Origin of the sequence: Aurantimonas sp. E1-2-R+4, from assembly GCF_036549515.1 — a bacterium.
GTDB classification, from domain to species: domain Bacteria; phylum Pseudomonadota; class Alphaproteobacteria; order Rhizobiales; family Rhizobiaceae; genus Aurantimonas; species Aurantimonas coralicida_A.
Map to the genome: position 1 here is coordinate 161,039 of NZ_JAZHLK010000001.1, position 24,912 is coordinate 185,950.

Below are 24,912 nucleotides of genomic sequence, written 5' to 3' on the forward strand. Positions count from 1 at the left end.
ACCCGCGTTATCGAGAACCGACGGCACGGAGGTCGCGAGGGACTCAGAAGAACGAGCGCCGCGCCCACCAGCCGGTACGTCGCGGTTTTTCCGCGGTTTCGGTAGTTTCCTTCGTCGCGTCGCTGGATGTCACCACCGGCTCACCGGACTCTTCGACTTGGGTTTCGCGCACGTCGTCATTGGCCGCGGAGGCGGGCGACACCATCTCCTGGTCCGCCATCTCGCTCGGCGCGGCTTCCGGCGTTTCGCGCGAAGCGGATTCCGCGGCCGGAGCAGACTCCGGCGCCGCTGCTGCCAGCTCTTCCCCATTGCGTTCGCCGGATGTCGCGACGGACGTTTCGGCGGACGCGGCATTCGTCTCCCCAGCCGCATCCATAGCGACTGGCTGGAGCGGGGCCGAAGGCACTACCTCGACGTGCGGCACGGCAACGGCATCGCCAGCTTCCTCGGCGTTCGCGGGCTGCGCCTCCTGCGCAGCGTCGCCGCCCGCCTCGGTCCCGTCGTCCGCACCGCCGGTCTCGTCACGATTGCGACGACCGCCACGCCGTCCGCGGCGCCGACGTTTGCGTCCCCGATCCGAATCATCCTCGCTTCGATCTGAAGCACGGTCATCGCCCGCCGATTCATCATCGGCGTCGCTGTCGGTCTCCGGCTCGGACTGGTCGCTTTCGGCAGAAACCGTCTCGTCGTCGTTCTCGCCCCGCCGCTTGCGCCGCCTGCGGCGTCTGCGCTTGCCACCGTCAGAACCATCCGAATCGGTCTGTTCATCTGCCTCCTCGATCGTTTCAGGCGACTTGCGGGCAGCTTCCTCGTCAGCCGCTTCGTCCAAAGCGTCGATCTCGGCCGCCGCCACCGATTCGGGATTGACGACGTCGGAGGAGATTTCCGGTTTCACCGCCTCGCTGCCATGCTCGATAGCGAGGCTTTGATGACCGGCGCTCTCATCGGCGGCGAGGACGATGCGCAGACCGTAATGGCGTTCCAGCTCTTCGATCCGCTGGCGCTTTTCATTGAGCACGTAGAGCGCGGTCGCCGTCTGGATCTTGACGATCAGGTCGTGGCTCGAATGCTTCTGGAGGTGTTCCTCGATGGTGCGCAGGACATGCAGCGCGGAGGAGGAAGCCGATCGGATGTGGCCGGCGCCTTCGCAGACCGGGCAGGGCTGCATTGTGGATTCGAGAACGCTGGCGCGAATGCGCTGGCGACTCATTTCCAGAAGGCCGAAATGCGAAATGCTGCCGACCTGAATGCGCGCCCGATCGCTCTTCAGGCAATCCTTGATCTTCTTCTCGACCGTCCGGTTGTTGCGCTTTTCCTCCATGTCGATGAAGTCGATGACGATCAGACCCGCGAGATCGCGCAGACGGAGCTGCCGCGCGACTTCCTCGGCGGCCTCCATATTGGTCTGGAACGCCGTATCCTCGATCGAGTGCTCGCGCGTCGAGCGTCCCGAATTGACGTCGATGGCAACCAATGCCTCGGTCTGATTGATGATGATGTACCCGCCGGACTTCAGCGTGACATGCGGATGCACCATCTTTTCAAGCTGCGATTCGATGCCCTGGCGCGCGAAGATCGGCGTCTGATCCCGATAGGGCTGCACCACCTTCGCCTGGCTCGGCATCAGCATCCGCATGAAGTCCTTGGCTTCACGGTAACCGGCCTCGCCGGCGACGAGGATCTCGTCGATATCCTTGTTGTAGAGGTCGCGGATCGATCGCTTGATCAGGCTGCCTTCTTCATAGACCAGGGCCGGGGCGATCGACGACAGCGTCAGATTGCGGACGGTCTCCCACAACCGCATCAAATACTCGTAGTCGCGCTTGACCTCGGGCTTCGTCCGGTTCGCGCCAGCCGTGCGCAGGATGATGCCCATGCCCTTCGGCACGTCGAGATCGCGCACGACATCTTTCAGACGCTTGCGATCGGACGCGTTGGTGATCTTGCGGGAAATGCCGCCGCCGCGCGCCGTATTCGGCATCAGAACCGAATAACGACCGGCGAGGGACAGGTAGGTGGTGAGCGCCGCGCCCTTGTTGCCGCGTTCCTCCTTGACCACCTGGACCAGCAGAATCTGGCGCCGCTTGATCACTTCCTGGATCTTGTATTGGCGGCGCGGGCGGCTCTGGCGAACCGGGACCTCCTCCATCGCATCCTCGGAGCCGATTTCGTCGATCTGCTCCGATTCGTCGCCATTCGCCTCGTCATTGGCGTCGTCGTCGCTTGTCGAGCGGCCACGGCCGCGCCGAGCTCTGCTGCTGCGTCGACCGCGTTGTGATTGACTAGAGGTCGGCTCGTCGTCGCCATCGGAATCGTCGGCGTCGGTCTCCGCGGCGTCGTCTGCCGACTCGCCTTGCGGCATCCCGGCGGCTGCTACGTCAGGCTGATCCCGGTCTTCGGATAATTCGCCGCCTTCGCCCGACGCGGGTTCGCCGTCCTGCGAATCGACGGTCTCCGAGATGCTTTCCTCGTCGTTGCGCTCTGCCGCCTTGTTCCGCGACCCCCTGCGGCTACGCCCACGGCTGGGGCGCGGCTCGTCGGCCTCGTCCTCTTCCTCCTGGACGCGGGCGAGTTCTTCGTCGATCAACGCCTGCCGGTCGGCCTTGGGGATCTGGTAGTAGTCCGGATGGATTTCGCTGAAGGCAAGAAAGCCGTGGCGGTTGCCGCCATATTCGACGAAGGCGGCCTGCAGTGACGGCTCGACCCGTGTCACCTTGGCCAGATAGATGTTTCCCTTGAGCTGCTTCTTGTGCTCCGATTCGAAATCGAATTCCTCGATCCGACTACCGCGGACGACGACGACCCGCGTCTCCTCCGGGTGGGACGCGTCGATCAGCATTTTGTTTGCCATGAATGGACTCCCGGGCGCTCGCGCCGGGCCGTAACGAGGCGTGTGAAGCCTGCGGGACGACCGTGGGGCGCGAGCCCGTAAGGGGCGTGATTCGCTGCCGTTCCTCTCCGCGCGGCGACGACCGTCCGGCCCGGGAAGGACTGGCGATGAACGTCGGGCTATAAGCGGAGGCTGACGACAAAATCACGACCTGCAACAATTGGATGGCCGCTGTAGCGGCCGACGAAACGCGCGGACCGGCTGCTGTTTCGAACAGGGCGCATCCGCATCGTTGGAAAATCGCCTGGAGCTGCGCTCCAGTATCGATTGAAAATCTTCCGAGAAGCTGATGACCGGTGTCGATGCCGTCAAGGATCCAAGTGCTGCAACCGCTGCAATCAGACGCTGGCGTCCACTGGCGGTTCCGCTTTCGACCCGACGACGACACGGTCCTCCCGTCATAGTCAGCCTCGTCTGTGCTTTTATTCTGGCCGAGGGCAAGAAACAAGGGGAACATCGCAATGGGCGTAGCGCTGCACCGATCTGACAAGGCCAACGCAAGCTTTGGCCGCTAGCCAATGGCATGGACCAAAAAGCCTGCGCCGGTCTCGCGGGACTGGCGATGGCGCGCGGGGGGCAGGGTTGAACCCGATGCGGCTTCCGCCCCAGTCTGATCATCTTTATAGCGTTCGCCCGGGCGAACGCGGGGTCGAAGGTCGGCTCCGCCTCGGCTAGGTGCGGCGAGGATTACCAGATGGGAGCACGGGCTGGATCCAGGGGCATGACACGCTTCGTCCAAACACTGGTTTCCGGCTGTCGGGGATGGCTCCCGGTCGCGGTCTTGGCGCTGCTTGCGATCTTCGCCTGGCGGGGGGAGGCGCACGCTCGGGACTTGGTGATTACCGACATGAGCCAGAGCGCGGGAAAGGGCGAATATTCCGCGTCCTTCGTTCTGCGAGGCAAACCCCAGACCCGCATACTGCGGCTTGCCAATCCCGATCGGATCGCGATCGACTTCATCGATACGCTTTCGGCCGCCTCGATCGCGGCACCGCCGGAGAACGGTTTCGTCGAGAGCATCCGCCACGGGCTCGTCTCCAGCAACCGCTATCGTTTCATCTTTCGCCTCAAGCGACAGGCATTCGCCGCGATCCGGACCGAGGAAAGGCCGGGCGGGCAGGTCATCGTCCTGTCAATTCAGCCCTCGGACGTAGCGCCCGGGCCCGTGGCCTCGGTCGAAGCACCGGGCGCACAGCCCGAGGCCACTGATTTGAAACAGAACGCGGCGAAGCCCGAGCGGAAGCTGACGATCGTGCTCGATCCCGGTCACGGCGGAATCGACAACGGCGCGGTGTCGCGCTCCGGCACGCATGAGAAGGATATCAATCTGGAACTGGCGTTCGCCCTGAGGGATTCGCTGCTCGCCAAGGGTGGCGTCAGAGTGGTTTTGACCCGCGAAGATGACACCTTCATTCCATTGGACGCGCGGGCCGCCGCCGGCCGCCGGGAGCGGGCCGATCTTTTCATCTCGATCCACGCCGATTCGATTCGCCAATCCGCTTTGCGCGGCGCGACAGTCTATACGCTTTCGGAAACGGCATCGGACGAGCTGTCTCGGCAGGTCGCCGCCGCGGAAAATGCCTCCGACCGCTTTGCCGGCGAGGAATGGCAGAAGGAGAAACCGGATGTCTTCGACATCCTGCTGGACCTCACGCGCCGGGAGACCGTCAGCTTCTCGGAGCACTTCGCGACGTCGCTCGTCCACGATCTGGCGACCCGTGACATCCGCCTGATCAATCGACCCAAGCGGTCAGCGGGGTTCAAGGTTCTAAAGGCGCCGGATGTTCCCTCTGTCCTGGTCGAATTCGGTTTTCTTTCCAACCGTCAGGACGAAAGGCTCTTGCAGGACGATGCCTGGCGCGAGGAGGTGGCCGCCGCCACGGCGGATGCTGTGATGAATTTTTTCGGGGGAACGGAGCAGGGAGGACGACGAGGCTGCACTGCAGCCGACGAGTGTGATAAATCAACAACGAAGACGGCAATTGATCGACCGAAAGCCGATTGAGTTCACGGCCTTGCCGCAATTGCCGACAACAAGGTTGATGGATTGTATGCGGAAAGGGCAATCGTTCGTCCCGACCGTATTTGTAGACCTGCCGGATGGCCAATCGGCGCCATGATCGGGTAGGAGACCGAACCGGAGTGTCGCACCTGGGGCGGACGGAGTTTTTATGATTAGATTGCTCGGCTATTTCTTCGGAATCGGAGCCATCTTCTTCCTGATCGTGGCGGGCGGTTTTGCCTGGTACGTCGAGAAGATGGCGCAGGATTTGCCGGACTATCAGGTGCTGGCCAACTACGAGCCGCCGGTGACGACGCGGGTTCACGCTTCCGACGGATCGCTCATGGCCGAATACGCGCGCCAACGCCGTTTGTTTCTGCCGATCCAGGCGATTCCCGATCTGGTCAAGAACGCGTTTCTCTCGGCCGAAGACAAGAATTTCTATCAGCATCCCGGCATCGACCTCGAAGGTGTCGCCCGTGCCGTCCTGGTCCTGGCCAAGGGTGGGCGCATGCAGGGTGCATCGACGATCACCCAGCAGGTCGCCAAGAACTTTCTGTTGACGAACGAGCGCACGCTGGATCGCAAGGTGAAGGAAGCGATCCTTTCGCTGCGCATCGAGCAAGCCTATTCGAAGGACAAGATCTTCGAGCTTTATCTCAACGAGATCTACCTCGGGCTCGGCTCCTATGGCATCGCCGCGGCGTCGCTGGCCTATTTCGACAAGCCGGTCAGCGAGCTGACGATCGAGGAATCGGCTTATCTCGCGGCGCTGCCCAAGGCGCCGGAGAACTACAATCCGTTCCGCGATGAAGACAAAGCGCTCGAGCGTCGCAATTGGGTCATCGATCAGATGGCCACGAATCAGATCATTACCGATGCCGAGGCCGCCGAGGCTCAACAAAAGCCGCTGGGCGTCAATCCGCGCACGTCCGACACCTATCTGGCGGCAGCGGAGTATTTCACTGAGGATGTCCGGCGCGAAATCATCCAGCGCTATGGGGTCGATGCGCTCTACGAAGGCGGATTGTCAGTCCGAACGACGCTTGATCCACAGCTGCAGGCCGAAGCGCGCGCCGCGCTGCAGCGTGGGCTGGTCAAATATGACGAGGCGCGTGGGTTTCGGGGCGCGGTGACGCGGATCGACATTGGAAGCGACTGGGGGCCGGCGCTCGGCAAGGTCGAACCGCTCGCGGACGTGCCCGAGTGGCGCTTGGCGGTGGTTCTCGCCACCGACAGCGACCGGATCAGCATCGGCCTTCAGCCGGCACGCCAGGTCTCCGGCGCGCTCGGCCCAAAACGCGAAGTCGGCACGATCGCGCTCGCCGACATGAAGTGGGCGATGCGGCTGAACACCAAAGGGCGACAGGGCACGGTGAAGTCGGCCTCGGATGTCGTCTCGCGTGGTGACGTCGTCTATGTCGAGAGCATCGAGGAAGGCGGCGGCTATCGGCTCCGCCAACCGCCGAAGATTCAGGGCGCGCTAGTTGCGATGGAGCCGCAGACCGGCCGCGTATTGGCCATGGTCGGCGGCTTCTCCTTCGCCGAGTCGGAGTTCAACCGGGCCTCGCAGGCCTATCGGCAGCCCGGATCGTCGTTCAAACCATTCGTCTACGCCGCGGCACTCGACAATGGCTACACCCCCGCGTCCGTCATCCTCGACGCGCCGATTTCACTGCCCGACGGCAATGGCGGTTTCTGGGAGCCTTCCAATTACGGCGGCGGCTCCGCCGGCCCATCGACACTGCGCCTCGGAATCGAAAAGAGCCGCAACCTCATGACGGTCCGCCTGGCCAAGGACATGGGCATGCAACTCGTCGCCGAATACGCGGAACGGTTCGGCATTTACGACAAGCTCTTGCCCTATCTTCCCATGGCGCTCGGCGCGGGCGAAACGACGGTCCTGCGGATGGTGTCGGCTTTTTCGATGATCGCCAATGGCGGGCGTTCGCTCCAGCCCTCGCTGATCGATCGCATCCAGGACCGGTATGGACGCACGATCTACAAACACGATCAGCGCCAATGCCAGTCATGCGATGCGACCCGATATGACGGCCAGCCCGAGCCGGAGCTGATCGACGAGCGCGATCAGATCCTCGATCCGATGACGGCCTACCAGATCACCTCGATGATGGAAGGCGTCGTGCAGCGCGGTACGGCGACCAAGGTGAAGGAACTCGGCGTTCCGATCGCCGGCAAGACCGGGACGACCAATGAGGAGAAGGACGTCTGGTTCGTGGGCTTCACGCCGGATATCGTCACCGGTGTCTTTCTCGGCTACGACAATCCGACGCCGATGGGCCGCGGGGCGACGGGTGGCGGAATGGCTGCCCCGGTCTTCATCGATTTCATGCGTGAGGCTTTGAAAGACCGCAAGCCGATCGAGTTCCAACCTCCGGAGGGCATGGAGATCATCGCCGTCAACCGGAAGTCCGGCATGCGCGCCAGCGGCTCGGGACCCGACGTGATCATGGAGGCGTTCAAGCCCGGAACCGGCCCGTCGGATGCCTACCAGGTCATCGGCATGGACGAGGTCGCGTCGGGTTTCGGCTCCGGCGAAGTCTCGCAGGAAGCCGAGCAGGCCATCGTCCAGGGCGCTGGCGGGCTGTTCTAGCCAAGCGCTGCCATCGGCGTTATAGACGCTTCAAGGGCGGGCCGACCGCCCTTTTCCTTGCGCAAAGCGCCCCGGCGACCGTCGGGGCGGCATTCAAATCACCAGTAAATCAGGAGATTGCGGCATGCGTGCCGAGATCGAGACCATGGTCGACGAAATCAAGCAGGCCATAAGCCTGCTGAGGAGGCATCTTTGACTGGGATCAATCCCTCAAGCGCCTCGATCATCTGAACCAGAAGGCGGAAGATCCGTCGATCTGGGACGATGCGGCGGAGGCGCAGAAGCTGATGCGCGAGCGCCAGCATCTCGACGAAGCGGTCAGCTCCATCAAGCGCCTCGACCAGTCGCTCAGCGATAACGTCGAACTCATCGCCATGGGCGAGGAGGAGGGCGATTCTGAGATCGTGACGGAAGCCGAAAAGGCGATCCGCGGAATTCGGGCCGACGTCGACAAACGGCAGATCGAGGCGTTGCTGGCCGGCGAGGCCGATTCCAACGACACCTATGTCGAGGTCCATTCCGGTGCCGGTGGCACCGAGAGCCAGGACTGGGCGGCCATGCTTTTGCGCATGTATATGCGCTGGGCCGACCGCTCCAAGATGAAGGTGGAGGTTCTCGAGGAACATGCCGGCGAAGAGGCAGGCATCAAATCGGCGACGCTGCTCATTAAGGGCCACAACGCCTATGGCTGGATGAAAACCGAATCGGGCGTGCATCGCCTCGTGCGGATTTCGCCGTATGATAGCCAGGCGCGACGCCACACGTCCTTTGCGTCGGTTTGGGTGTATCCGGTGATCGACGACACGATCCAGATCGACGTGTCCGAGTCCGACGTGCGTATCGATACCTATCGCGCGTCCGGCGCCGGCGGTCAGCACGTCAATACGACGGATTCGGCCGTGCGCATCACCCATTTGGCAACCGGCATCGTCGTTCAGTGTCAGGCCGAGCGCTCACAGCACAAGAACCGCGCAACGGCGTGGAACATGTTGCGCGCGCGGCTCTACGAGGCCGAACTCGAGCGGCGCGAGGAAGAGGCGAGTGCCGAGGCCGCATCGAAGACCGATATCGGCTGGGGTCACCAGATCCGGTCTTACGTCCTGCAGCCTTATCAGCTGGTGAAGGACTTGCGCACCGGGGTGGAGAGCACGTCACCCCAAGACGTGCTGGATGGTTACATCGACGAGTTCATGGAAGCGGCACTGGCCCATCGCGTGCATGGCAGCGACGTGGAAGTCGAAGATATCGCCTGAGAACAGGATGGACGGGCGGGTAAAGGCCGGCCGTCAGCTGAGCGCGCCAATCCTCAGGCCGATGCGACGAAATCGTGCCGGGTCGACGGCTCGGTCATCGCGCCGCACTTCGTAGTGAAGGTGGGGGCCGGTACTGCGCCCGGTGCTGCCGACCTCGCCGATCTTGGTACCTTTCGCGACGGTCTGGCCCACGCTAACGTCGACCCGCAACATATGTGCGTATCGCGTGGTAATGCCGTTGCCGTGGTCGATTTCGACGAGGTTGCCGTAGCCACCGGCGCGGCCGGCTTTGGTGACGGTGCCGGGCGCAGTGGCCGGGACCGGCGTGCCTGCCGCCGCGGCATAGTCATCGCCCGAGTGCAATCCGCGCCGTCCGAGAAAGGGATCGGAGCGAATTCCGAACGAGCTGGAGAGGCGACTGCCGGGCAGCGGCGCCGAGATCGGAAGGGTCGTCGCCACCAAATGGACCTTCTGCAAAGATGCCAGGGCCGTATCGAGTTCGGCATACGATTCGTCGAAATCATAGTCCACAGGTACCGGCTCGAACGGACCACCCGTGGCAGTCTGCTCATCGAGCTCAGGAACGTCGATCCCGGCCGCTTTCAGTGCCGCGGCGATCTTGAGCGTTCGTGTCCGGGCCGTCTCCGCCATGCTCTGTAGATGTTCGATCTGACGAAATTCGGCGATGTCGATGGAGCGTCCGACCTCGCGGATCATCGCGTCGGCGACCTGGGTCTTCCCGGCCAATTCGGCGGGCGCCGCCGCGGAGGGGCGCAATCCGGTCGTGAGAGCGGCCCGCTCGCCGAGCGAGCCGGTACGGATCGGATCGACGAGGGCCGCAGCGGGCTGCGAAACCGCAGCGCCGACCTCGTCCTCGACGAGCGTGTCGAGCACTCCCATCGGCAAATCCGCCACCTCGAGTCGAGGATTGGGTGTGGGCAGGGGAATCGACGCCAGGGCGACCCCAACCTCTTGGGCGCGTTCATACAAGGGGCGCAACTTGTCGTAGCGGGCGGTGAGCTCTTCCTGCTGATCGAGAAGCACGTCGACCTTTGTCTCGACGATCTTTTGCGAAATCATCTGTCGGCTGGTGACTGTGTCGAGTTGCGAACGCAGCGATGCGATCCGCTGTTCGTAATCCTGACGGATCTGGGCTTGTCGCGCGGTCAGCCGCGCCGCGATATCGTCTTGCATGAGGAACCAGGTCGGCGCCGCGACAATGGTCAGAGAGATCAGAGCCGCAAAGGCCGTTCCGAGCAGAAGCGACCGTCGCCCCACCGTGAAATGGCGAACCTGTTCGCCGCGGGCGATGATGATGGTGTGAGGCTCGCGGTACTCCCCAAAGGTTCGTCTGTGTTTGCTCGCCGCCATTTCCCGTTCCTCGTTGATGGGACGGAGGCCCAGTCATCGATGAACCGATTGCACACGATTAAGGTTAACGATCCTTTGCCTGTTGCTCACAATTCCGCTTCTCAGCTGGAAAGCGGCGATAGCGAGCGATAGAAGGTTGGGGTCAACCCCGCTTCGGATCGGGCGCGATCGTTGAAGGGCGCTTTTACCTGGCCGCGGAAACTCGCGCGAACGAGTTCTTGAAAGCGCTCGGCGGGATCGCGCCGTTCCCGGGCGCAGAGGAACCGGAACCACTTGGCGCCGATCGCCACATGCTTTTTCTCGTCGCGATAGATGATTTCCAGGATGGCCGCGGTGCCGGCGTCGCCGACACCTTCCAGTTTTTCCAGAAGCGAGGGCGTCACATCCAGCCCCCGCGCTTCGAGGATCAGCGGAACGACCGCGAGGCGGGCGCCGAGATCATGCGCTGTCGCTACCACGGCCTCCCACAATCCGTCATGGGCGGGCAGGGCGCCATAGTGGGAGCCGAGGGCTTCCAGCCTTCGCGCCAACAGGCGGAAGTGCTTGGCCTCTTCCAGCGCGACGGTCATCCAGCCATCGAAGAACGAGCGCGGCACCGCTTCGCTGGCAAAGCGGGCGACGATGTCGAGCGCGAGGTCGATGGCGTTCAGCTCGATGTGGGCGAGCGCGTGGATCAGGGCGATGCGGCCTTCGACCGTGTGCACGGAGCGCCGTTTGACCTTACGGGGCGAAACGAGAATCGGTTCGGCCGGGCGGTCGGGCCGATCTGGTAGCGCAGGATCCCCAGGAGCGTGCAGGCCTATGCGCCGGCCGAACCAGAGGCGGCAGGCAAGGTTCGTGCGCTCCACCTTGGCGTCGAGATCGCTTTCGCGCAGCGCTTCTATCGTCGCTTGCCGCAGTGTCGAGGGCTCCCTGCTGGCTCTGCTCATGTGGCGGATGCAAATTGACGCGCGGCTTCCAGCACCTCCTCGGCGTGACCGGGCACTTTCACCTTCTGCCAGAGCCGAATGATCGTGCCGTCCGGACCGACCAGCGCGGTGGTGCGTTCGACGCCCATGTAACGGCGGCCATACATGCTCTTCTCGACCCAAACCCCGCAGGCGTCGAGCAGCAGCTTTTCCTCGTCCGACAGGAGACAGACGGTTAGATCGTGCTTGTCCTTGAATTTGCCATGCTTTTTGACCGTATCCGGCGAGACCCCGAATACCGGGACACCGAGGGAATCGAATTCGCCCTTCAGCCGCGAGAAATCGACAGCTTCAACCGTGCAACCGGAGGTATCGTCCTTTGGATAGAAATAAAGGACGAATGGCGTGCCCTTCAGGTCATCGCGAGAGACGATTTCCCCCTTGTCATCCGGCAAGCGGAATTCGGGGCAGGTATCGCCGGCTGAAAGTGCCATCATGTCGTCCTATTGAGTTCAGGGGCCTGAGAAATCAGCCTTGGGATGTTTTGTGAACCTTGGCTGCCAGAATTTTTTATCAATATCTCTATTGTGTTGGAGCAGCCATGCCGCCCTCGACGCAACTTCAGGAGCGAGAATGAGCATCTTTTCGCGTGGGAAGGCATGGCGACAATGCGCGCTGCGTTCGGCACGCGTGTGATTTGCCCATGAAAACCGCGATTCGGATTGTCGCCGGGCTTGCCAGTCTCGCCATATTCGTTGTTCTGGCGCTCGCCATCGCCATTAGCGCCCTGCTGTGGACCGATCGCGGCAAAGACTTGCTGCGTTGGCAGACCGAACGGATCGCCTCGGCGTTTGTCGGGCCAGCCTTCTCGGTCGAGTTCGGTCGCCAGCAGGTCGGATTCGGTCCGGCGGGAACTCTTGGTATTCGCTTTTCCGACGTCGCGATCAAGAATCGGCGGACCGGTCAAGCGGTTGGAACCGCAGGCAGCATCCGGGCGGGCGTCGGTCTGGGCGCGCTCCTTGGTGGGAGGCTCGCCGTCGATCGCCTCTCAGTCGAGACTGTGCGTCTCGATCCTTCCATCCTCGACCATCTGCGGTCCGACAAGGAGTTCGCACCGGAAGACTTCTTTGCCGGTCTCGACCGCCCCTTCGTCGCGATCGAAGCTATCGGGTTGCGCGGTATCGAGGTCAGCGATCTCGCCGTGCTCGGCCGGGACGCAGACCGACTTGAAAGCTTCCAGATCGCGGCCGATGCCTCCGGCCAATTCACGATGGACGCCAAAGGCACCATCACCGCGCACGCTCTGGCCTTAACGGGGACAGCCAAGCTCGATCCGAACCGGCAACGAATTGTCGAACTCGCGGCAAGAACATCCGAGCAGGAACTACGGTGGGGCAGGGTGCCGGCGGATGGCGAGGACGACGCGCTCGGGCTCGTGTTGCCGGCAAGCTTCGCCGTCTCACTCGCCACGTCCGCGTCCGGCCGCCGTGTCACAGCGAGCGTGAGCGGTCACAACGGCCGGATCGTTGGCAAGGCCACGCAACCTGTCGCCTCGGCAAGGGGCAGCCTCAGCCTCGCGGAAGGCGAAGACCACCTGACGATCAGCAATGGGCGCGTCGATTTCGGGACGGCCGAGGCGGAGTTCGATGGCCAGATCGCTCTGATACCGGACGGCTCCGGGCGTCGTCGGCTGGAACTTCGTACTACCCGACTGGCCTCGACGGTAGGACGCTCTGATGTGGCGACATCGGCGTCGTTCAAGGCGGTGGGAGCAGTAGATTTCGGTGGGGCGTACGTCGTATTCGATGAATTGTCCCTGAAAACCGATCGCGGCGAACTGGCCGGAACCGGCGAACTCACCGGCCTGAATCCCGCGGACCGGGTTCGGCTGGAACTGACCGCAACTGCGCTGGCGGCTGCGGACATCAGAGCGTTCTGGCCGTTCTTCATCGCCGGCAAGGCGCGCGACTGGGTGCTGGCCCATGTTGGAGAGGCCGGATCAGTGCCGACGGGTTCGCTCGCTCTGGATATAAGTCTTGCGCGGCTTGCCGAGATCGCGGTGCCGGACGAGGGACCAATCGGGGATGAAGTGCGGCTTGCGCTCGATTTCGAGGATGGCACCTTCGCGACGATCGGCGACATGCCCGCCGTCGAGACCGTTTCCGGAACGCTGGACTATCGTGACGGCAAGACGCTGATCACGGTCGCGGCAGGAAGCATCACCGGCTTTTCGAGCCTCGACATCATGCCGTCGTCGTTGGATTTCGTCCGGGCGGACCATGGCGTCGCTGCATCATTGTCCCTCAATCTCGCAGGCGATGCGCCGGCGCTGCTGCGGCTTGCCGACCGCGGACCGGTGGGCGCTTTGCGAAAGTTCGGCTGGCGGAGCGACGATGTGAGCGGCCGAGCGAAGGTCGGGGTCGGAGCGGCATTTCTGCTTGGGCAGCCGGCGCCGGAACAAGACGGAATAGAGAGCTGGTCGATCTTCGCCGAACTTGATGGGGTCGACCTCAAACGCCGAATCGACGGGCGCGAGATCAAGGCGATCTCCGGGATGGTCACACTTGCCCCCGGTGCGGCCATCGGAGATATCGCGGCTGTGATCGACGGGATTCCGGCCAGGGTAGAGTTTTCTCAGCCGATCGGGCCGAATCCGATCGGCGAGGCGACGCTCGATGTGACCGCGCGATTGACCGAAGACGAGGTTAGAACGGCGTTGCCAGTGCTCGGCGAGGTCGTCGATGGCCCCCTGTCAGCGCGTTTGACGCGGGTCGGGGATGGATTCCACGCCCGGCTCGATCTCGGGACCGCACGGCTTTACATGCCGGCGGTCGGCTGGAGCAAAGGTCCGGGTGTCCCTGCAACGCTCGCCTTCGATCTGAGAATGTCCGGCAAACAGATCTCGATGCGCAATGTCGAATTGTCCGGGGAGGGTTTCTCGGCGAAAGGCAGCATCGAAGCCGACAGCTCCGGTCTCAGGAGCGTGACGCTGGATAGTGCGGCTCTAAATCGGGGCGACGACATCTCCGGACAGCTCATACGCGGCGACGAGGGGTATGTGCTCGACATGACCGGGCGCAGCCTGGACGCCCGGGCGATGCTCGATCGGCTTCGCCGGGAAGGCCTGGTGGCGAAACCGGGCCAAGCGAGTAAAAGCAAGGCCGTCGACGCCACGATCGTGCTCGAGCGCTTGCTGGGTTTTGACGGCGAGGAGTTTCGGGATGCAACGATTCGCTACAAAGCCGGGGGAGCGATTTCGCTTTCTGCCCACACCGTAGCCGGCCGTTCGATCGAGCTCGCCGTCCGGCCACGCGGGGCGGATCGGATGATCAGTCTTGCCACCGACGACGCTGGATCGCTGCTCCGGTTCGGCGGGCTTTATAGGCGCATGCAGGGTGGCAGCGCACGCTTGCAGCTTTCGGGAATGGCGTCAGGTGGTTTTAGCGGCGCTTTGACGCTGCAAGATTTCACCTTGGTGGATGAACCGAGATTGGCAAACCTGGTCGGGACCACGCGTGCCGGGAGCCAAAGCTTGGCGGGCGCGCTCGGCCGCGAACTCGAAGTGTCGCGGGCCTATTTCGACTCCGCGTCCGTCGGCCTTGCCTGGGAAGGCGGTCGACTTGTTGCGCAGGATGGCATTCTGCGCGGCCCGATCTTCGGCTCGAGCTTCGAAGGCACCATCTACGACTCTCGCGAGCAGATCGACATATCCGGCTCGTTCATGCCGGCTTACGCAATCAACCGGTTGTTCGGAGCCTTGCCATTTGTCGGCGGCATCCTGGGCAACGGGGCCGAGGGCGCGCTGATCGGAATCACCTACCGGCTGGCCGGTGCCTTCGGCGATCCGACATTGACCGTCAACCCGATCTCGGTGATCGCGCCGGGGATATTCCGCCGGATCTTCGAGTATTAGCTCCTCGGACGGTCGGACGGTCGGACGCTTCAGGCGACGGGCCGCACGAGAACGTGCTTCTTGCGCCCGACCGACAGTTTGGCGACGCCTTCGGCGAGATTCTGCGGTCCCACCATGAGCCGTTCGTCAGAAACCGGCTCATCGTTGAGACGGACGGCGCCGCCCTTCACATGCCGGCGCGCCTCGCCGTTCGAAGCCGCAAGCCCGGCCGACACGAGGAGGGACAGAAGCCCGATTCCGGATTCGAAGGACGCCGCAGGCACTTCGATCGTCGGTAAATTGTCGGCGAGCGCGCCTTCCTCGAAGGTCTTGCGGGCCGTCTCGGACGCCTTGTCGGCGGCCTCGCGCCCATGTAGCATCGCCGTGACTTCGTTGGCGAGGCGCTTCTTCGCCTCATTGATTTCCGACCCGCCAAGCGCTTCCAGCCGCGCGATCTCGTCCATCGGCATTGTCGTGTACAGCTTGAGGAAGCGGCCGACGTCGGCGTCCTCGGTGTTTCGCCAATACTGCCAGAAATCGTAAGGCGAGAGCATGTCGGCATTCAGCCAGATCGCGCCGCTGGCGGTCTTGCCCATCTTGGCGCCCGAAGCGGTGGTCAGGAGCGGCGAGGTGAGGGCGAACAGCTCCGCCCCATCCATGCGCCGGCCAAGGTCGATGCCGTTGACGATATTGCCCCATTGATCCGAGCCACCCACCTGCAGCCGGCAGCCAAAGCGGCGATAAAGCTCGACGAAATCGTAGGCCTGCAGGATCATGTAGTTGAATTCGAGGAAGGACAGCGACTGCTCGCGATCGAGCCGCAGCTTGACCGAATCGAAGGACAGCATCCGGTTGACCGAGAAATGCCGTCCGACGTCCCGCAGGAACGACACGTAGTTGAGGTCGAGAAGCCAGTCGGCATTGTCGACCATGACTGCGTCGTTCGGCCCCTCGCCGAAGCGGATATAGCGCTCGAAGGAGCGCCTGATCCCGGCAAGGTTCTGCTGGATTCCCTCCACGGTCTGAAGCTTTCGCGCTTCATCCTTGAAGGACGGGTCGCCGATCATGCCGGTGCCGCCGCCCATCAGCGCGATCGGGCGATGGCCGGTCTTCTGCATCCAGTGCAGCATCATGATCTGCATCAGCGATCCGACATGGAGGCTGGCCGCCGTCGGGTCGAAACCGATATAGCCGGTGACGGTCTCGGCGCGAAACAGCTCATCGAGGGCGGAGTCGCCGGATGTCTGGTGAATGAAGCCGCGTTCGCAGAGCGTCGCCAGAAACTCGGACTTGAAACCGGTCATGGGATAGTGATCCTGAGAGGTTCGTGGGAACGCTGAGGTTCCTTCGTTCGTCGAGAGCCGTTTACCAGCCCTGACCAACAATTCCAGATGCGGAGCCGATTTTGGCCGAAACGCCCCAACGCCGAGCGATCGGTCTGATGAGCGGAACCTCGCTCGACGGCATCGACGTGGCGCTCCTCGACACCAACGGAGACGGCCTCGTGAAGCGCGGGCCGGCGCGGGTCTATGAAAATGACGCCGCATTCCGGCGCCGTCTCGCCGAGGGGCTCGAAACCGCGAAGTCGATCATCCGCCGGACCGATCGTCCCGGTGATCTGCAAGCCTTGGAAACCGAATTGACCCGGCGCCACGCGGAGGCGGTGCGGCGCTATTTCGCCGATTGCGACGTCGACCCCGCGACGGTCGACGTCGTTGGCTTTCATGGCCAGACCGTGCTGCACCGGCCCGACAAGGCAGTGACGGTGCAACTCGGGAACGGTCAGCTGCTTGCGGACTTGCTCGGACTGCCGGTCGTCTTCGACATGCGCGCGAACGACATGGCCGAGGGCGGGGGGCACGGCGCACCGCTGGTCCCCGCCTATCATGCGGCGCTGGCGAAGAATCTGGCGCCCGAATACCGGGAACTTCCGGTCGTCTTCGTCAACATCGGCGGCATTTCCAACGTCACCTATCTCGACGGCGAGCATGACCCTATCGCTTTCGATTCCGGTCCCGGCAATGCCTTGCTCGACCAGTGGCTGGACCGCGAGGCGGGAATTCCCTTCGACCAGAACGGCGCGATCGCCAGCGAGGGCGGCATTTTGTCCGCGCTTTCCGAACGCTATCTGTCCGCCGAATTCTTCGCGCAGGCGGCGCCGAAGTCACTCGATCGCTTCGATTTTGCCGTTCCGCCGCCCGGCGTCGGCTCGCTGGAGGACGTCGCCCGCACCCTCTGCTTCGTCAGCGCGCAAGCCATTCTCAAGGCGGCCGCGCATTTTCCCGAACCGCCGAAACTGTGGATCGTCTGCGGCGGCGGGCGGCGGCATCCGGCGATCATGGCCGATCTTCGCAATGGCGCCGCGCCGCATGCTCGCGTCGTCACGGCCGAGGAGGTCGGCTTCGACGGCGACGCAATGGAGGCGGAGGCCTGGGCCTATCTCGCGGTCCGCTCGCTCGACGGGAGGCCGCTGACATGGCCGACGACCACCGGCTGCCGCGAGCCGTCGAGCGGCGGCAGCCTCGTGCGACCCGCCTTAAGGCGGGTCGCACGAGGCTGCCGCCGCGCGCCGGCGCGCGGCGGCAGCCTCGTGCGCCCCGCCTTACGGCGGGTCGCGTCGGTGTGACATGGCAAGCCGCTTTGCACCGAGGTCATTGGCTATCTCAGCCGTTTGGGCCTCGGGTCTGACAATTCGCCGGCAAGCCGTCGATCGAGATAGTCGGCGCACTCGGCAAGCAGCTGGTCGGTATGTTCGGTGAAGAAGTGGTTCGCACCCTCCATCGTATTCTGGGTGATGACGATACCCTTTTGCGTCTTCAGCTTGTCGACGAGCGTCTGCACGTCCTTGGGCGGCGCCACGCGATCCTGATCGCCATGAATGATCAGGCCCGACGACGGGCAGGGCGCCAGGAACGAAAAATCGTAGGAGTTCGGCTGCGGGGCAATCGACAGGAAGCCTTCGATCTCGGGGCGACGCATCAAAAGCTGCATGCCGATCCAAGAACCGAAGGAATAGCCGGCCACCCAGCACTGCTTGGAATCGGGATGCAGGCTCTGCACCCAGTCGAGTGCCGAGGCGGCGTCCGAGAGTTCGCCGGCGCCATGATCGAATTCGCCTTGGCTGCGGCCAATGCTGCGGAAGTTAAAGCGTAGCGTCGTGAAACCACGTTCGACGAACATATAGAAAAGCTGATAAACGATCTGATTGTTCATCGTGCCGCCGAACCGCGGATGCGGATGCAGGACGATGGCGATCGGGGCGTTCTTCTCCTTGGCGGCCTGGTACCGGCCTTCCAGGCGGCCGGCAGGGCCATTGAAGATCACTTCGGGCATAATTGTCTTCCTTGGCGAGCAGGATTGCTCGGCGGGACGCTTCTTGACGAAGCCAAAGCGGCCTCGTAAGCTCTAGTTTAGAATGATTCAAAACTACCGGCCGGCGTTGAAGGCGTCTTTTAGTCCAAGCGCTGCGGAAAATTCAAGAATTTTGCGTCGACCGGCCACGAAATCGAACCGCTGCGAGAGCGAATGACCGCAAGCCAGCGACGCCTCTATCTGGATTACAACGCGACGGCGCCGCTGCTCGAGGAGGCACGGGACGCGCTCGTGTCGGCGCTCGACGCCGCCAATCCGTCGTCGGTCCATAGCGAGGGGCGCCACGCGCGTGCCCTGGTGGAGGAGGCGCGACGCTCGATCGCCCGCCTGTTGTCGTGCGATCCGGCCGACGTCGTCTTCACCAGCGGAGCGAGCGAGGCGGCCATGACAGCCCTCTCACAACGTTGGTTGATCGACGGTCGGGAGACGGAGATCAAAAAGCTCGCGGTCATCGACACCGATCACCCCTGCATTCGCGAAGGCGGCAGCTTCGCGGCGGATCACGTGACCCGTCTGCCGGTGGATGTGAATGGCATTGTGGACTGCGAGGCGCTTGCGGCCTGGGCCGCCGGGCTCGGCGAGGGCAATGTCGGCCTACTGGCGCTGACGCTGGCCAATTCCGAAACCGGCGTCCTGCAGCCCCTGGATCGTATCCACGCGGCGATCGTCGGTCGCCCGGTCCGGCTGGTGGTCGACGCCGTGCAGGCGATTGGCCGCATACCGCTCGACCTTGCCGAGACGGGAGCCGACGTGTTGCTGGTTTCCGGCCACAAGCTCGGCGCGGCCAAGGGCGTCGGCGCTTTTGTCCTTCGTCATTCCACGACGCGTCCGTTTCCGCTGGTGCGGGGTGGCGGACAGGAGTCGGGGCGGCGGGCCGGCACCGAATCGGTTCCGGCGATAGCAAGCTTCGGCGCGGCTGCCGACGTGGCTCGTGAACGTTTCGAGAGCATGCCGGACCGGCTTGTGACACTGCGCCACCATCTCGAAGCGGCCATCCGGAAAGCGCTTCCAGGTGTCGTCGTGCTCGGCGCGGACGCGGAACGGCTGCCAAATACGGTGGCAGTCGCGACTCCAGGGCTTCGCAGCGAAACGGCGCAGATGGCACTCGACCTCGCCGGTATCGCGATCTCGGCGGGATCGGCGTGTTCGTCGGGCAAGGTCGGTCGTAGCCACGTCGTTGCCGCGATGGCGGAAGCGGGTCTGGCAATCTCGGCTGAGGAGGGGGCCATCCGCGTCAGTTTCGGTTATGAGACGAGCGCGGACGATCTCGACTGGTTCGTCAGGGAATATGCCGGATTGGCCAATCGCGTCACGCACGCGCACCGACAAGATCACGCGGCATGAGGATTCAATCTTGCACTACGGCTCCGGGAGCCTAAAAAGCAGGACGCCTCGTTGCTATGTTAAGAGCCGCGTCGATGATATCGCGGCCGCACACGCCCAACCACCGGACCTTGAATCCGGCGAGTATGGAGAATTGGAATGCCTGCAGTCCAGGAGACCATCGATCAGGTCCGAAAGATCGACGTCGATCAATACAAATACGGGTTCGAGACGCTCATCGAGATGGATGTCGCCCCGAAGGGCCTCACCGAAGACACGATCAAGCTGATCTCGGCCAAGAAGAACGAGCCGCAATGGATGCTCGACTGGCGTCTCCAGGCTTTCGAGCGCTGGAAGACGATGGAAAGCCCGAGCTGGGCGCGGCTCGAATATCCCGAGATCGATTTCCAGGACATTCACTATTACGCGGCGCCCAAGTCGATGTCCGGGCCGGCCTCGCTGGACGAGGTGGATCCGGAAATCCTGCGCACCTATGAAAAGCTGGGAATCCCTCTGCGCGAGCAGGAGATCCTGGCTGGCGTCGTGAAGACCGTGGAGCCATCGGAGTTCGACGAGAATTCGCTGATGCCGCCGGGCTCCAACGGCTCCTCGCGGGTCGCTGTCGACGCCGTGTTCGATTCGGTGTCGGTCGCCACGACCTTCAAGAAGGAGCTCCAGAAGGCCGGCGTGATCTTCATGCCAATCTCCGAGGCGATCCGCGAGCACCCCGATCTGGTGAAGAAATATCTCGGCACGGTGGTTCCGGTGTCCGATAATTTCTTCGCAACGATGAATTCGGCGGTCTTCACCGACGGGTCCTTCGTCTACATCCCCAAGGGCGTTCGCTGCCCGATGGAACTGTCGACTTATTTCCGGATCAACGAGAAGAACACCGGCCAGTTCGAGCGCACGCTGATCATCGCCGACGAAGGCTCCTACGTTTCCTATCTGGAAGGCTGCACGGCGCCCCAGCGCGACGAAAACCAGTTGCACGCCGCCGTGGTCGAACTGATCGCGCTGGACGACGCCGAGATCAAATATTCGACGGTCCAGAACTGGTATCCGGGCGACAAGGACGGCAAGGGCGGCATCTACAATTTCGTCACCAAGCGTGGCGATTGTCGCGGCAAGCGCTCGAAAATTTCGTGGACACAGGTCGAGACCGGCTCGGCGATCACCTGGAAATACCCGTCCTGCATCCTGCGCGGCGACCACTCGCAGGGCGAATTCTACTCGATCGCCGTCTCCAACGGTCGCCAGCAGATCGACAGCGGTACCAAGATGCTGCATCTCGGCAAGAACACCACCAGCCGGATCATCTCGAAGGGGATTTCCGCCGGGCGCTCAAACAACACCTATCGCGGCCAGGTCTCGGCCCACCGCAAGGCGGCAGACGCGCGCAACTTCACCCAGTGCGACTCGCTTCTGATCGGCAACGAGTGCGGCGCGCACACGGTCCCCTATATCGAGACCAAGAACGCCACCGCGCAGTTCGAGCACGAGGCAACGACGTCGAAAATCTCCGACGACCAGCTGTTCTACTGCATGCAGCGGGGCATCCCGGAGGAGGAGGCGGTGGCGCTCATCGTCAACGGCTTCGTCCGAGACGTGATCCAGCAATTGCCGATGGAATTCGCCGTGGAGGCGCAGAAGTTGATCGGCATCAGCCTCGAGGGCTCGGTCGGATAATGTCGCGTCCCAACGCGCCGCAGGATGCCGCCCGCGACGAACGCCTGAGCGATATCGAAGACGAGATCGCGCAGGCCCAGGAGACGATCGGGATGGCGCAGGGAAATGCTACTGACTCGACCGTCGCCGACGCACTTGAAGCGCTTCAGAACGAGCGCGATCGTCTTCTGACAGAAATCCAATCGGCCGATATCGCCGACAACACCGAACGTTGAAGATAACACCGATGCTTGAAATCAAGAACCTTCATGCCCGCGTGGCGGATGACGAGACCGAAATCCTGCGTGGCGTCGACCTGACGGTCCAGGCCGGCGAAGTGGCCGCGATCATGGGGCCGAACGGCTCCGGCAAATCGACCCTGTCCTATATTCTCGCCGGCCGCAGCGATTACGAAGTGACCGAGGGCGACATCCTCTACAATGGCGAGTCGATCCTGGAGATGGACCCGGCCGAACGTGCCGCCGCGGGCGTTTTCCTCGCCTTCCAGTATCCGCTGGAAATTCCAGGCGTGGCGACGATGACGTTTCTCAAGACGGCGCTCAACTCCCAGCGCAAGGCGCGCGGCGAGGGCGAAATGACGACGCCGGACCTGATGCGCCGGGTGAAGGCGGCGGCGGCCGATCTGAAGATCGACGCGGCCATGCTGAAGCGCCCGCTCAATGTCGGGTTTTCCGGCGGCGAGAAAAAGCGCGCCGAAATCCTGCAGATGGCGTTGCTGGAGCCCAAGCTCTGCGTCATGGACGAGACCGATTCCGGCCTCGACATCGACGCGCTGAAGATCGTCGCCGACGGGGTCAATGCGTTGCGTTCGCCGGAGCGGTCCTTCCTCGTGATCACTCACTATCAGCGTCTGCTCGACTACATCGTGCCGGACACGGTGCATGTCCTCTACAAGGGACGGATCATCAAGACCGGCAACAAGGAGTTGGCGCTGCAGCTTGAGAACGAGGGCTACAGCCAGATCATCGACGAGGCGGCGTGACGATGAATGTGCATCAGATGAACCCGCGGACGCCGGCGGAAACGGCGCTGATCGAGCGTGCTGAAAGCACCGGCGTTGTCGCCGACGCCAAGGATTCGGCGGTTGAGGCGCTGCGCCGCGATGGGCTGCCGAACCGGCGCGTCGAAGCCTGGCACTACACCGACCTGCGCTTGCTGATGAGCCGGCTGGAAGACAAGGGCACAGCCGCCGCAGGCCCGTCAGGCGAGGGGAGCACGCTGCTGTCGCCGCTCCTGCCGAACAGCCATGTCGTCGAGATCGGTGCGCCCGACAATGGCGCGGTGCCGGCGGGCGTCACCGTCTCGGCGATCACGGAATCGGCGGATTGGAGCCGATCGCCGAACCACCTCGACCGGCCGGTCGATACGATCCGGCTTTTGAACGCGTCCTTCGGCGCGGCGGCCGTCGCCATCGAGATTGCGCCGAACATCAACGTGACAGCGCCGCTGGAACTGCGTTCCCAGGCGGGGGATCGCTCGCATGGCCTGGCGCGCTGCACCGTCGGCGAGGGCGCAAAAGCGGTGTTCGTCGAGCGGATCGAGGGAGCGGCGTCGCCGACGCCCTCGACCGGGGTCTCGCATCTGGCGATCGGCGAGGGCGCGGATGTGCTCTGGATCGTCGATCAGGCCAAGGGCGCGTCGGCCGCGCATCTCGGCCAGCTCAATGTCGAACTCGGCACCGATGCCTCGTTCCGGATGTTCGTCCTCAACACGGGCGGCGCGCTGGTGCGCTACGAGGTGCATGCCGAGACGATGGGCGAGGGCGGCGATATCAAGATCCGCGGCGTCAATCTCATCGAGAAAGGCCAGCATATCGACGTGACGACCACGTTGAGGCACACGGCTCCGCATACGACGGCGACCGAGACGTTCCGCAATGTCGTTACCGGCGGTCACGGCGTGTTCCAAGGCATGATCAAGGTGGCCAAGGAGGCGCAGAAGACCGACGCCAAGATGGCCTGCAACACGCTGCTCCTGTCGGACGACGGCGATTTCTCGGCGAAGCCCGAACTCGAAATCTTCGCCGACGACGTGCAGTGCGGCCACGGGGCGACAGCCGGCGAGATCAACGCCGACCATCTGTTCTACCTGATGTCGCGCGGCATTCCCGAACAGTCGGCCCGAGCACTTCTGGTGAAGGCTTTCGTCGCCGAAATCGTCGAGGAACTGGAGCATGAGGCCGCCGAAGATGCGCTGATGCAACGCATCGACACCTGGCTCGAACGGAGCCACTGATCGTCGCTGTTTTTTGATCCGGTCGCCATTGGGCGGCCCTGATCAGATCCAGCCTAGTTTCGCGAGCCTCCGGGTTCGCCACGGGAGTCCGTTTCCATGAAGGCCGAAGCGACAGCCGCAGACATCGGGGCCTACGACGTCGAAGCCGTGCGCCAGGATTTTCCCATCCTGTCGAAACAGGTCTACGGCAAGCCGCTGGTCTATCTCGACAACGGCGCCTCGGCGCAGAAACCGCGCGCGGTTCTCGACGCAATCCAGAAGGCCTATAGCGAAGACTATTCCAACGTCCATCGCGGTTTGCATTTCCTATCGAACAAGGCGACCGAGGAATTCGAGGGCGCGCGGGACAAGGTGCGCGACTTCCTTCACGCCGCCAGCAGCGAGGAAATCGTCTTCACCCGCTCGGCGACCGAGGCGATCAATGTCGTCGCCTATGGCTACGGGATGAACGAGATCGGCGAAGGCGACGAGATCGTCCTGACCATCATGGAACACCACTCCAATATCGTTCCCTGGCACTTCATTCGCGAGAAGTACGGCGCCAAGCTTGTCTTCGTGCCGGTGGAAGACGACGGATCGATCGACCTTGAGGCCTTCGAAAAGGCGATCACGCCGCGCACCAAGCTGGTGGCGACGACCCATATGTCCAATGTGCTCGGCACGGTCGTCGACGTGAAGGCGGTGACAGCGCTTGCCCACGCCAAGGGCATTCCGGTTCTTGTCGACGGCAGCCAGGCCGCCGTCCACATGCCGGTGGACGTCCAGGACATCGGCTGCGACTTCTATGTGCTCACCGGTCACAAGCTCTATGGCCCGACCGGAATCGGGATTCTTTACGGTCGGCGCGAGATGCTCGAGCGCACAAGGCCGTTCAACGGTGGCGGCGAGATGATCGTCGAGGTCACCGAGGAGACCGTGACCTACAATGCGCCGCCGCACCGCTTCGAGGCCGGGACGCCACCGATTGTCCAGGCGATCGGGCTGGGCGCCGCGATCGACTACATGAACATGATCGGACGCGATGCGATCGCGGCCCATGAGGAAAGCCTCAGGGACTACGCGCACGAGCGGCTGAAAGCGGTGAATTCGCTCCGGATCTACGGCGAAGCGCCGGGCAAGGGGGCTATCGTCTCCTTCGACCTGGAAGGCATCCACGCCCACGACGTGTCAATGGTGATCGACCGGGAAGGTGTCGCGGTCAGGGCCGGGACGCACTGTGCCCAGCCGCTCTTGAAGCGTTTCGGCGCGACCTCCACATGTCGGGCATCATTTGGTATGTACAACACACTGGCGGAAATCGACCGCCTCGCGGAAGCCCTCGAAAAAGCCAGACGCTTCTTTGCCTGACGACCGGGCCTGAGGA

General features: G+C 63.2%; 17 protein-coding genes. 11 read left to right on the forward strand and 6 right to left on the reverse strand.

Annotation, left to right across the window (positions count from 1 at the left end; translation table 11 throughout):
- Positions 1-43 precede the first annotated feature (43 nt).
- Positions 44-2,851: an Rne/Rng family ribonuclease gene (locus tag VQ045_RS00775; protein WP_327646656.1), complete on the reverse strand. Its 2,808-nt coding sequence runs from the start codon at positions 2,849-2,851 to the stop codon at positions 44-46.
- Positions 2,852-3,611: 760 nt separating this feature from the next.
- On the opposite strand from VQ045_RS00775, the gene VQ045_RS00780 reads away from it, so the two are divergent.
- The 3 genes from VQ045_RS00780 to prfB all read left to right on the forward strand — a co-directional run bounded on the left by VQ045_RS00780 (position 3,612) and on the right by prfB (position 8,759).
- A complete protein-coding gene (locus VQ045_RS00780) occupies positions 3,612-4,895 on the forward strand; it encodes an N-acetylmuramoyl-L-alanine amidase (RefSeq protein ID WP_331828823.1) in 1,284 nt (427 codons plus the stop codon).
- Positions 4,896-5,061: 166 nt separating this feature from the next.
- Entirely contained in the window at positions 5,062-7,506 is a 2,445-nt protein-coding gene (locus VQ045_RS00785; protein WP_331828824.1) for a penicillin-binding protein 1A, read from the forward strand.
- Between the two features lie 124 nt (positions 7,507-7,630).
- A protein-coding gene (gene prfB / locus VQ045_RS00790; protein ID WP_327646653.1) for a peptide chain release factor 2 occupies positions 7,631-8,759 on the forward strand; the annotation gives its coding sequence in 2 pieces (ribosomal slippage) (positions 7,631-7,699 and positions 7,701-8,759; 1,128 coding nt in all).
- A gap of 33 nt (positions 8,760-8,792) precedes the next feature.
- On the opposite strand, the gene VQ045_RS00795 is transcribed toward prfB, so the two are convergent.
- The 3 genes from VQ045_RS00795 to VQ045_RS00805 form a co-directional block, all read right to left on the reverse strand.
- Positions 8,793-10,130 (reverse strand): peptidoglycan DD-metalloendopeptidase family protein, encoded by a 1,338-nt coding sequence (locus VQ045_RS00795; RefSeq protein ID WP_331828825.1) that lies wholly within the window; start codon positions 10,128-10,130, stop codon positions 8,793-8,795.
- 101 nt (positions 10,131-10,231) lie between these two features.
- The gene (locus VQ045_RS00800; RefSeq protein ID WP_331828826.1) at positions 10,232-11,059 is read right to left on the reverse strand and encodes a ferritin-like domain-containing protein; all 828 of its coding nucleotides are present in this window, start codon (positions 11,057-11,059) and stop codon (positions 10,232-10,234) included.
- Positions 11,056-11,535: a peroxiredoxin gene (locus VQ045_RS00805; protein ID WP_331828827.1), complete on the reverse strand. Its 480-nt coding sequence runs from the start codon at positions 11,533-11,535 to the stop codon at positions 11,056-11,058. Before VQ045_RS00805 ends, VQ045_RS00800 begins: the two co-directional genes overlap by 4 nt.
- Before the next feature lie 206 nt (positions 11,536-11,741).
- On the opposite strand from VQ045_RS00805, the gene VQ045_RS00810 reads away from it, so the two are divergent.
- The gene (locus VQ045_RS00810) at positions 11,742-14,951 is read left to right on the forward strand and encodes a hypothetical protein (protein ID WP_331828828.1); all 3,210 of its coding nucleotides are present in this window, start codon (positions 11,742-11,744) and stop codon (positions 14,949-14,951) included.
- A 29-nt stretch (positions 14,952-14,980) separates the two neighbouring features.
- Here the strand turns inward: VQ045_RS00810 and tyrS are convergent, their stop codons facing one another.
- The gene (tyrS, locus tag VQ045_RS00815) at positions 14,981-16,234 is read right to left on the reverse strand and encodes a tyrosine--tRNA ligase (protein WP_331828829.1); all 1,254 of its coding nucleotides are present in this window, start codon (positions 16,232-16,234) and stop codon (positions 14,981-14,983) included.
- A 101-nt stretch (positions 16,235-16,335) separates the two neighbouring features.
- Here tyrS and VQ045_RS00820 point away from each other — a divergent pair, with 101 nt between their 5' ends.
- On the forward strand, positions 16,336-17,556 hold the full coding sequence (locus tag VQ045_RS00820) for an anhydro-N-acetylmuramic acid kinase (RefSeq protein ID WP_442879812.1): 1,221 nt from the start codon (positions 16,336-16,338) through the stop codon (positions 17,554-17,556).
- Between the two features lie 32 nt (positions 17,557-17,588).
- On the opposite strand, the gene VQ045_RS00825 is transcribed toward VQ045_RS00820, so the two are convergent.
- Entirely contained in the window at positions 17,589-18,263 is a 675-nt protein-coding gene (locus VQ045_RS00825) for an alpha/beta hydrolase (RefSeq protein WP_327622209.1), read from the reverse strand.
- Positions 18,264-18,455: 192 nt separating this feature from the next.
- Here VQ045_RS00825 and VQ045_RS00830 point away from each other — a divergent pair, with 192 nt between their 5' ends.
- The 6 genes from VQ045_RS00830 to VQ045_RS00855 all read left to right on the forward strand — a co-directional run bounded on the left by VQ045_RS00830 (position 18,456) and on the right by VQ045_RS00855 (position 24,896).
- Positions 18,456-19,646: a cysteine desulfurase family protein gene (locus tag VQ045_RS00830; protein ID WP_331828831.1), complete on the forward strand. Its 1,191-nt coding sequence runs from the start codon at positions 18,456-18,458 to the stop codon at positions 19,644-19,646.
- 138 nt (positions 19,647-19,784) lie between these two features.
- Positions 19,785-21,314, forward strand: a complete 1,530-nt coding sequence (gene sufB / locus VQ045_RS00835; protein WP_331828832.1) for a Fe-S cluster assembly protein SufB — start codon at positions 19,785-19,787, stop codon at positions 21,312-21,314.
- Positions 21,314-21,529, forward strand: a complete 216-nt coding sequence (locus VQ045_RS00840) for a hypothetical protein (RefSeq protein WP_331828833.1) — start codon at positions 21,314-21,316, stop codon at positions 21,527-21,529. The genes sufB and VQ045_RS00840 overlap by 1 nt, the downstream gene beginning before the upstream one ends.
- A gap of 11 nt (positions 21,530-21,540) precedes the next feature.
- A complete protein-coding gene (gene sufC / locus VQ045_RS00845; protein WP_327622205.1) occupies positions 21,541-22,296 on the forward strand; it encodes a Fe-S cluster assembly ATPase SufC in 756 nt (251 codons plus the stop codon).
- Between the two features lie 2 nt (positions 22,297-22,298).
- Positions 22,299-23,549, forward strand: coding sequence for a Fe-S cluster assembly protein SufD (gene sufD / locus VQ045_RS00850; RefSeq protein WP_331828907.1), 1,251 nt, complete (start codon positions 22,299-22,301; stop codon positions 23,547-23,549).
- 96 nt (positions 23,550-23,645) lie between these two features.
- Entirely contained in the window at positions 23,646-24,896 is a 1,251-nt protein-coding gene (locus VQ045_RS00855) for a cysteine desulfurase (protein WP_331828834.1), read from the forward strand.
- Positions 24,897-24,912 lie beyond the last annotated feature (16 nt).

Coding starts and splice junctions, on each gene's coding strand:
- sufC (WP_327622205.1), top strand. CDS start 21,541: ATGCTTGAAATCAAGAACCTTCATGCCCGCGTGGCGGATGACGAGACC.
- VQ045_RS00800 (WP_331828826.1), bottom strand. CDS start 11,059: ATGAGCAGAGCCAGCAGGGAGCCCTCGACACTGCGGCAAGCGACGATA.
- sufB (WP_331828832.1), top strand. CDS start 19,785: ATGCCTGCAGTCCAGGAGACCATCGATCAGGTCCGAAAGATCGACGTC.
- VQ045_RS00775 (WP_327646656.1), bottom strand. CDS start 2,851: ATGGCAAACAAAATGCTGATCGACGCGTCCCACCCGGAGGAGACGCGG.
- VQ045_RS00840 (WP_331828833.1), top strand. CDS start 21,314: ATGTCGCGTCCCAACGCGCCGCAGGATGCCGCCCGCGACGAACGCCTG.
- VQ045_RS00780 (WP_331828823.1), top strand. CDS start 3,612: ATGACACGCTTCGTCCAAACACTGGTTTCCGGCTGTCGGGGATGGCTC.
- tyrS (WP_331828829.1), bottom strand. CDS start 16,234: ATGACCGGTTTCAAGTCCGAGTTTCTGGCGACGCTCTGCGAACGCGGC.
- sufD (WP_331828907.1), top strand. CDS start 22,299: ATGAATGTGCATCAGATGAACCCGCGGACGCCGGCGGAAACGGCGCTG.
- VQ045_RS00810 (WP_331828828.1), top strand. CDS start 11,742: ATGAAAACCGCGATTCGGATTGTCGCCGGGCTTGCCAGTCTCGCCATA.
- VQ045_RS00785 (WP_331828824.1), top strand. CDS start 5,062: ATGATTAGATTGCTCGGCTATTTCTTCGGAATCGGAGCCATCTTCTTC.
- VQ045_RS00855 (WP_331828834.1), top strand. CDS start 23,646: ATGAAGGCCGAAGCGACAGCCGCAGACATCGGGGCCTACGACGTCGAA.
- VQ045_RS00830 (WP_331828831.1), top strand. CDS start 18,456: ATGACCGCAAGCCAGCGACGCCTCTATCTGGATTACAACGCGACGGCG.
- VQ045_RS00805 (WP_331828827.1), bottom strand. CDS start 11,535: ATGATGGCACTTTCAGCCGGCGATACCTGCCCCGAATTCCGCTTGCCG.
- VQ045_RS00795 (WP_331828825.1), bottom strand. CDS start 10,130: ATGGCGGCGAGCAAACACAGACGAACCTTTGGGGAGTACCGCGAGCCT.
- VQ045_RS00825 (WP_327622209.1), bottom strand. CDS start 18,263: ATGCCCGAAGTGATCTTCAATGGCCCTGCCGGCCGCCTGGAAGGCCGG.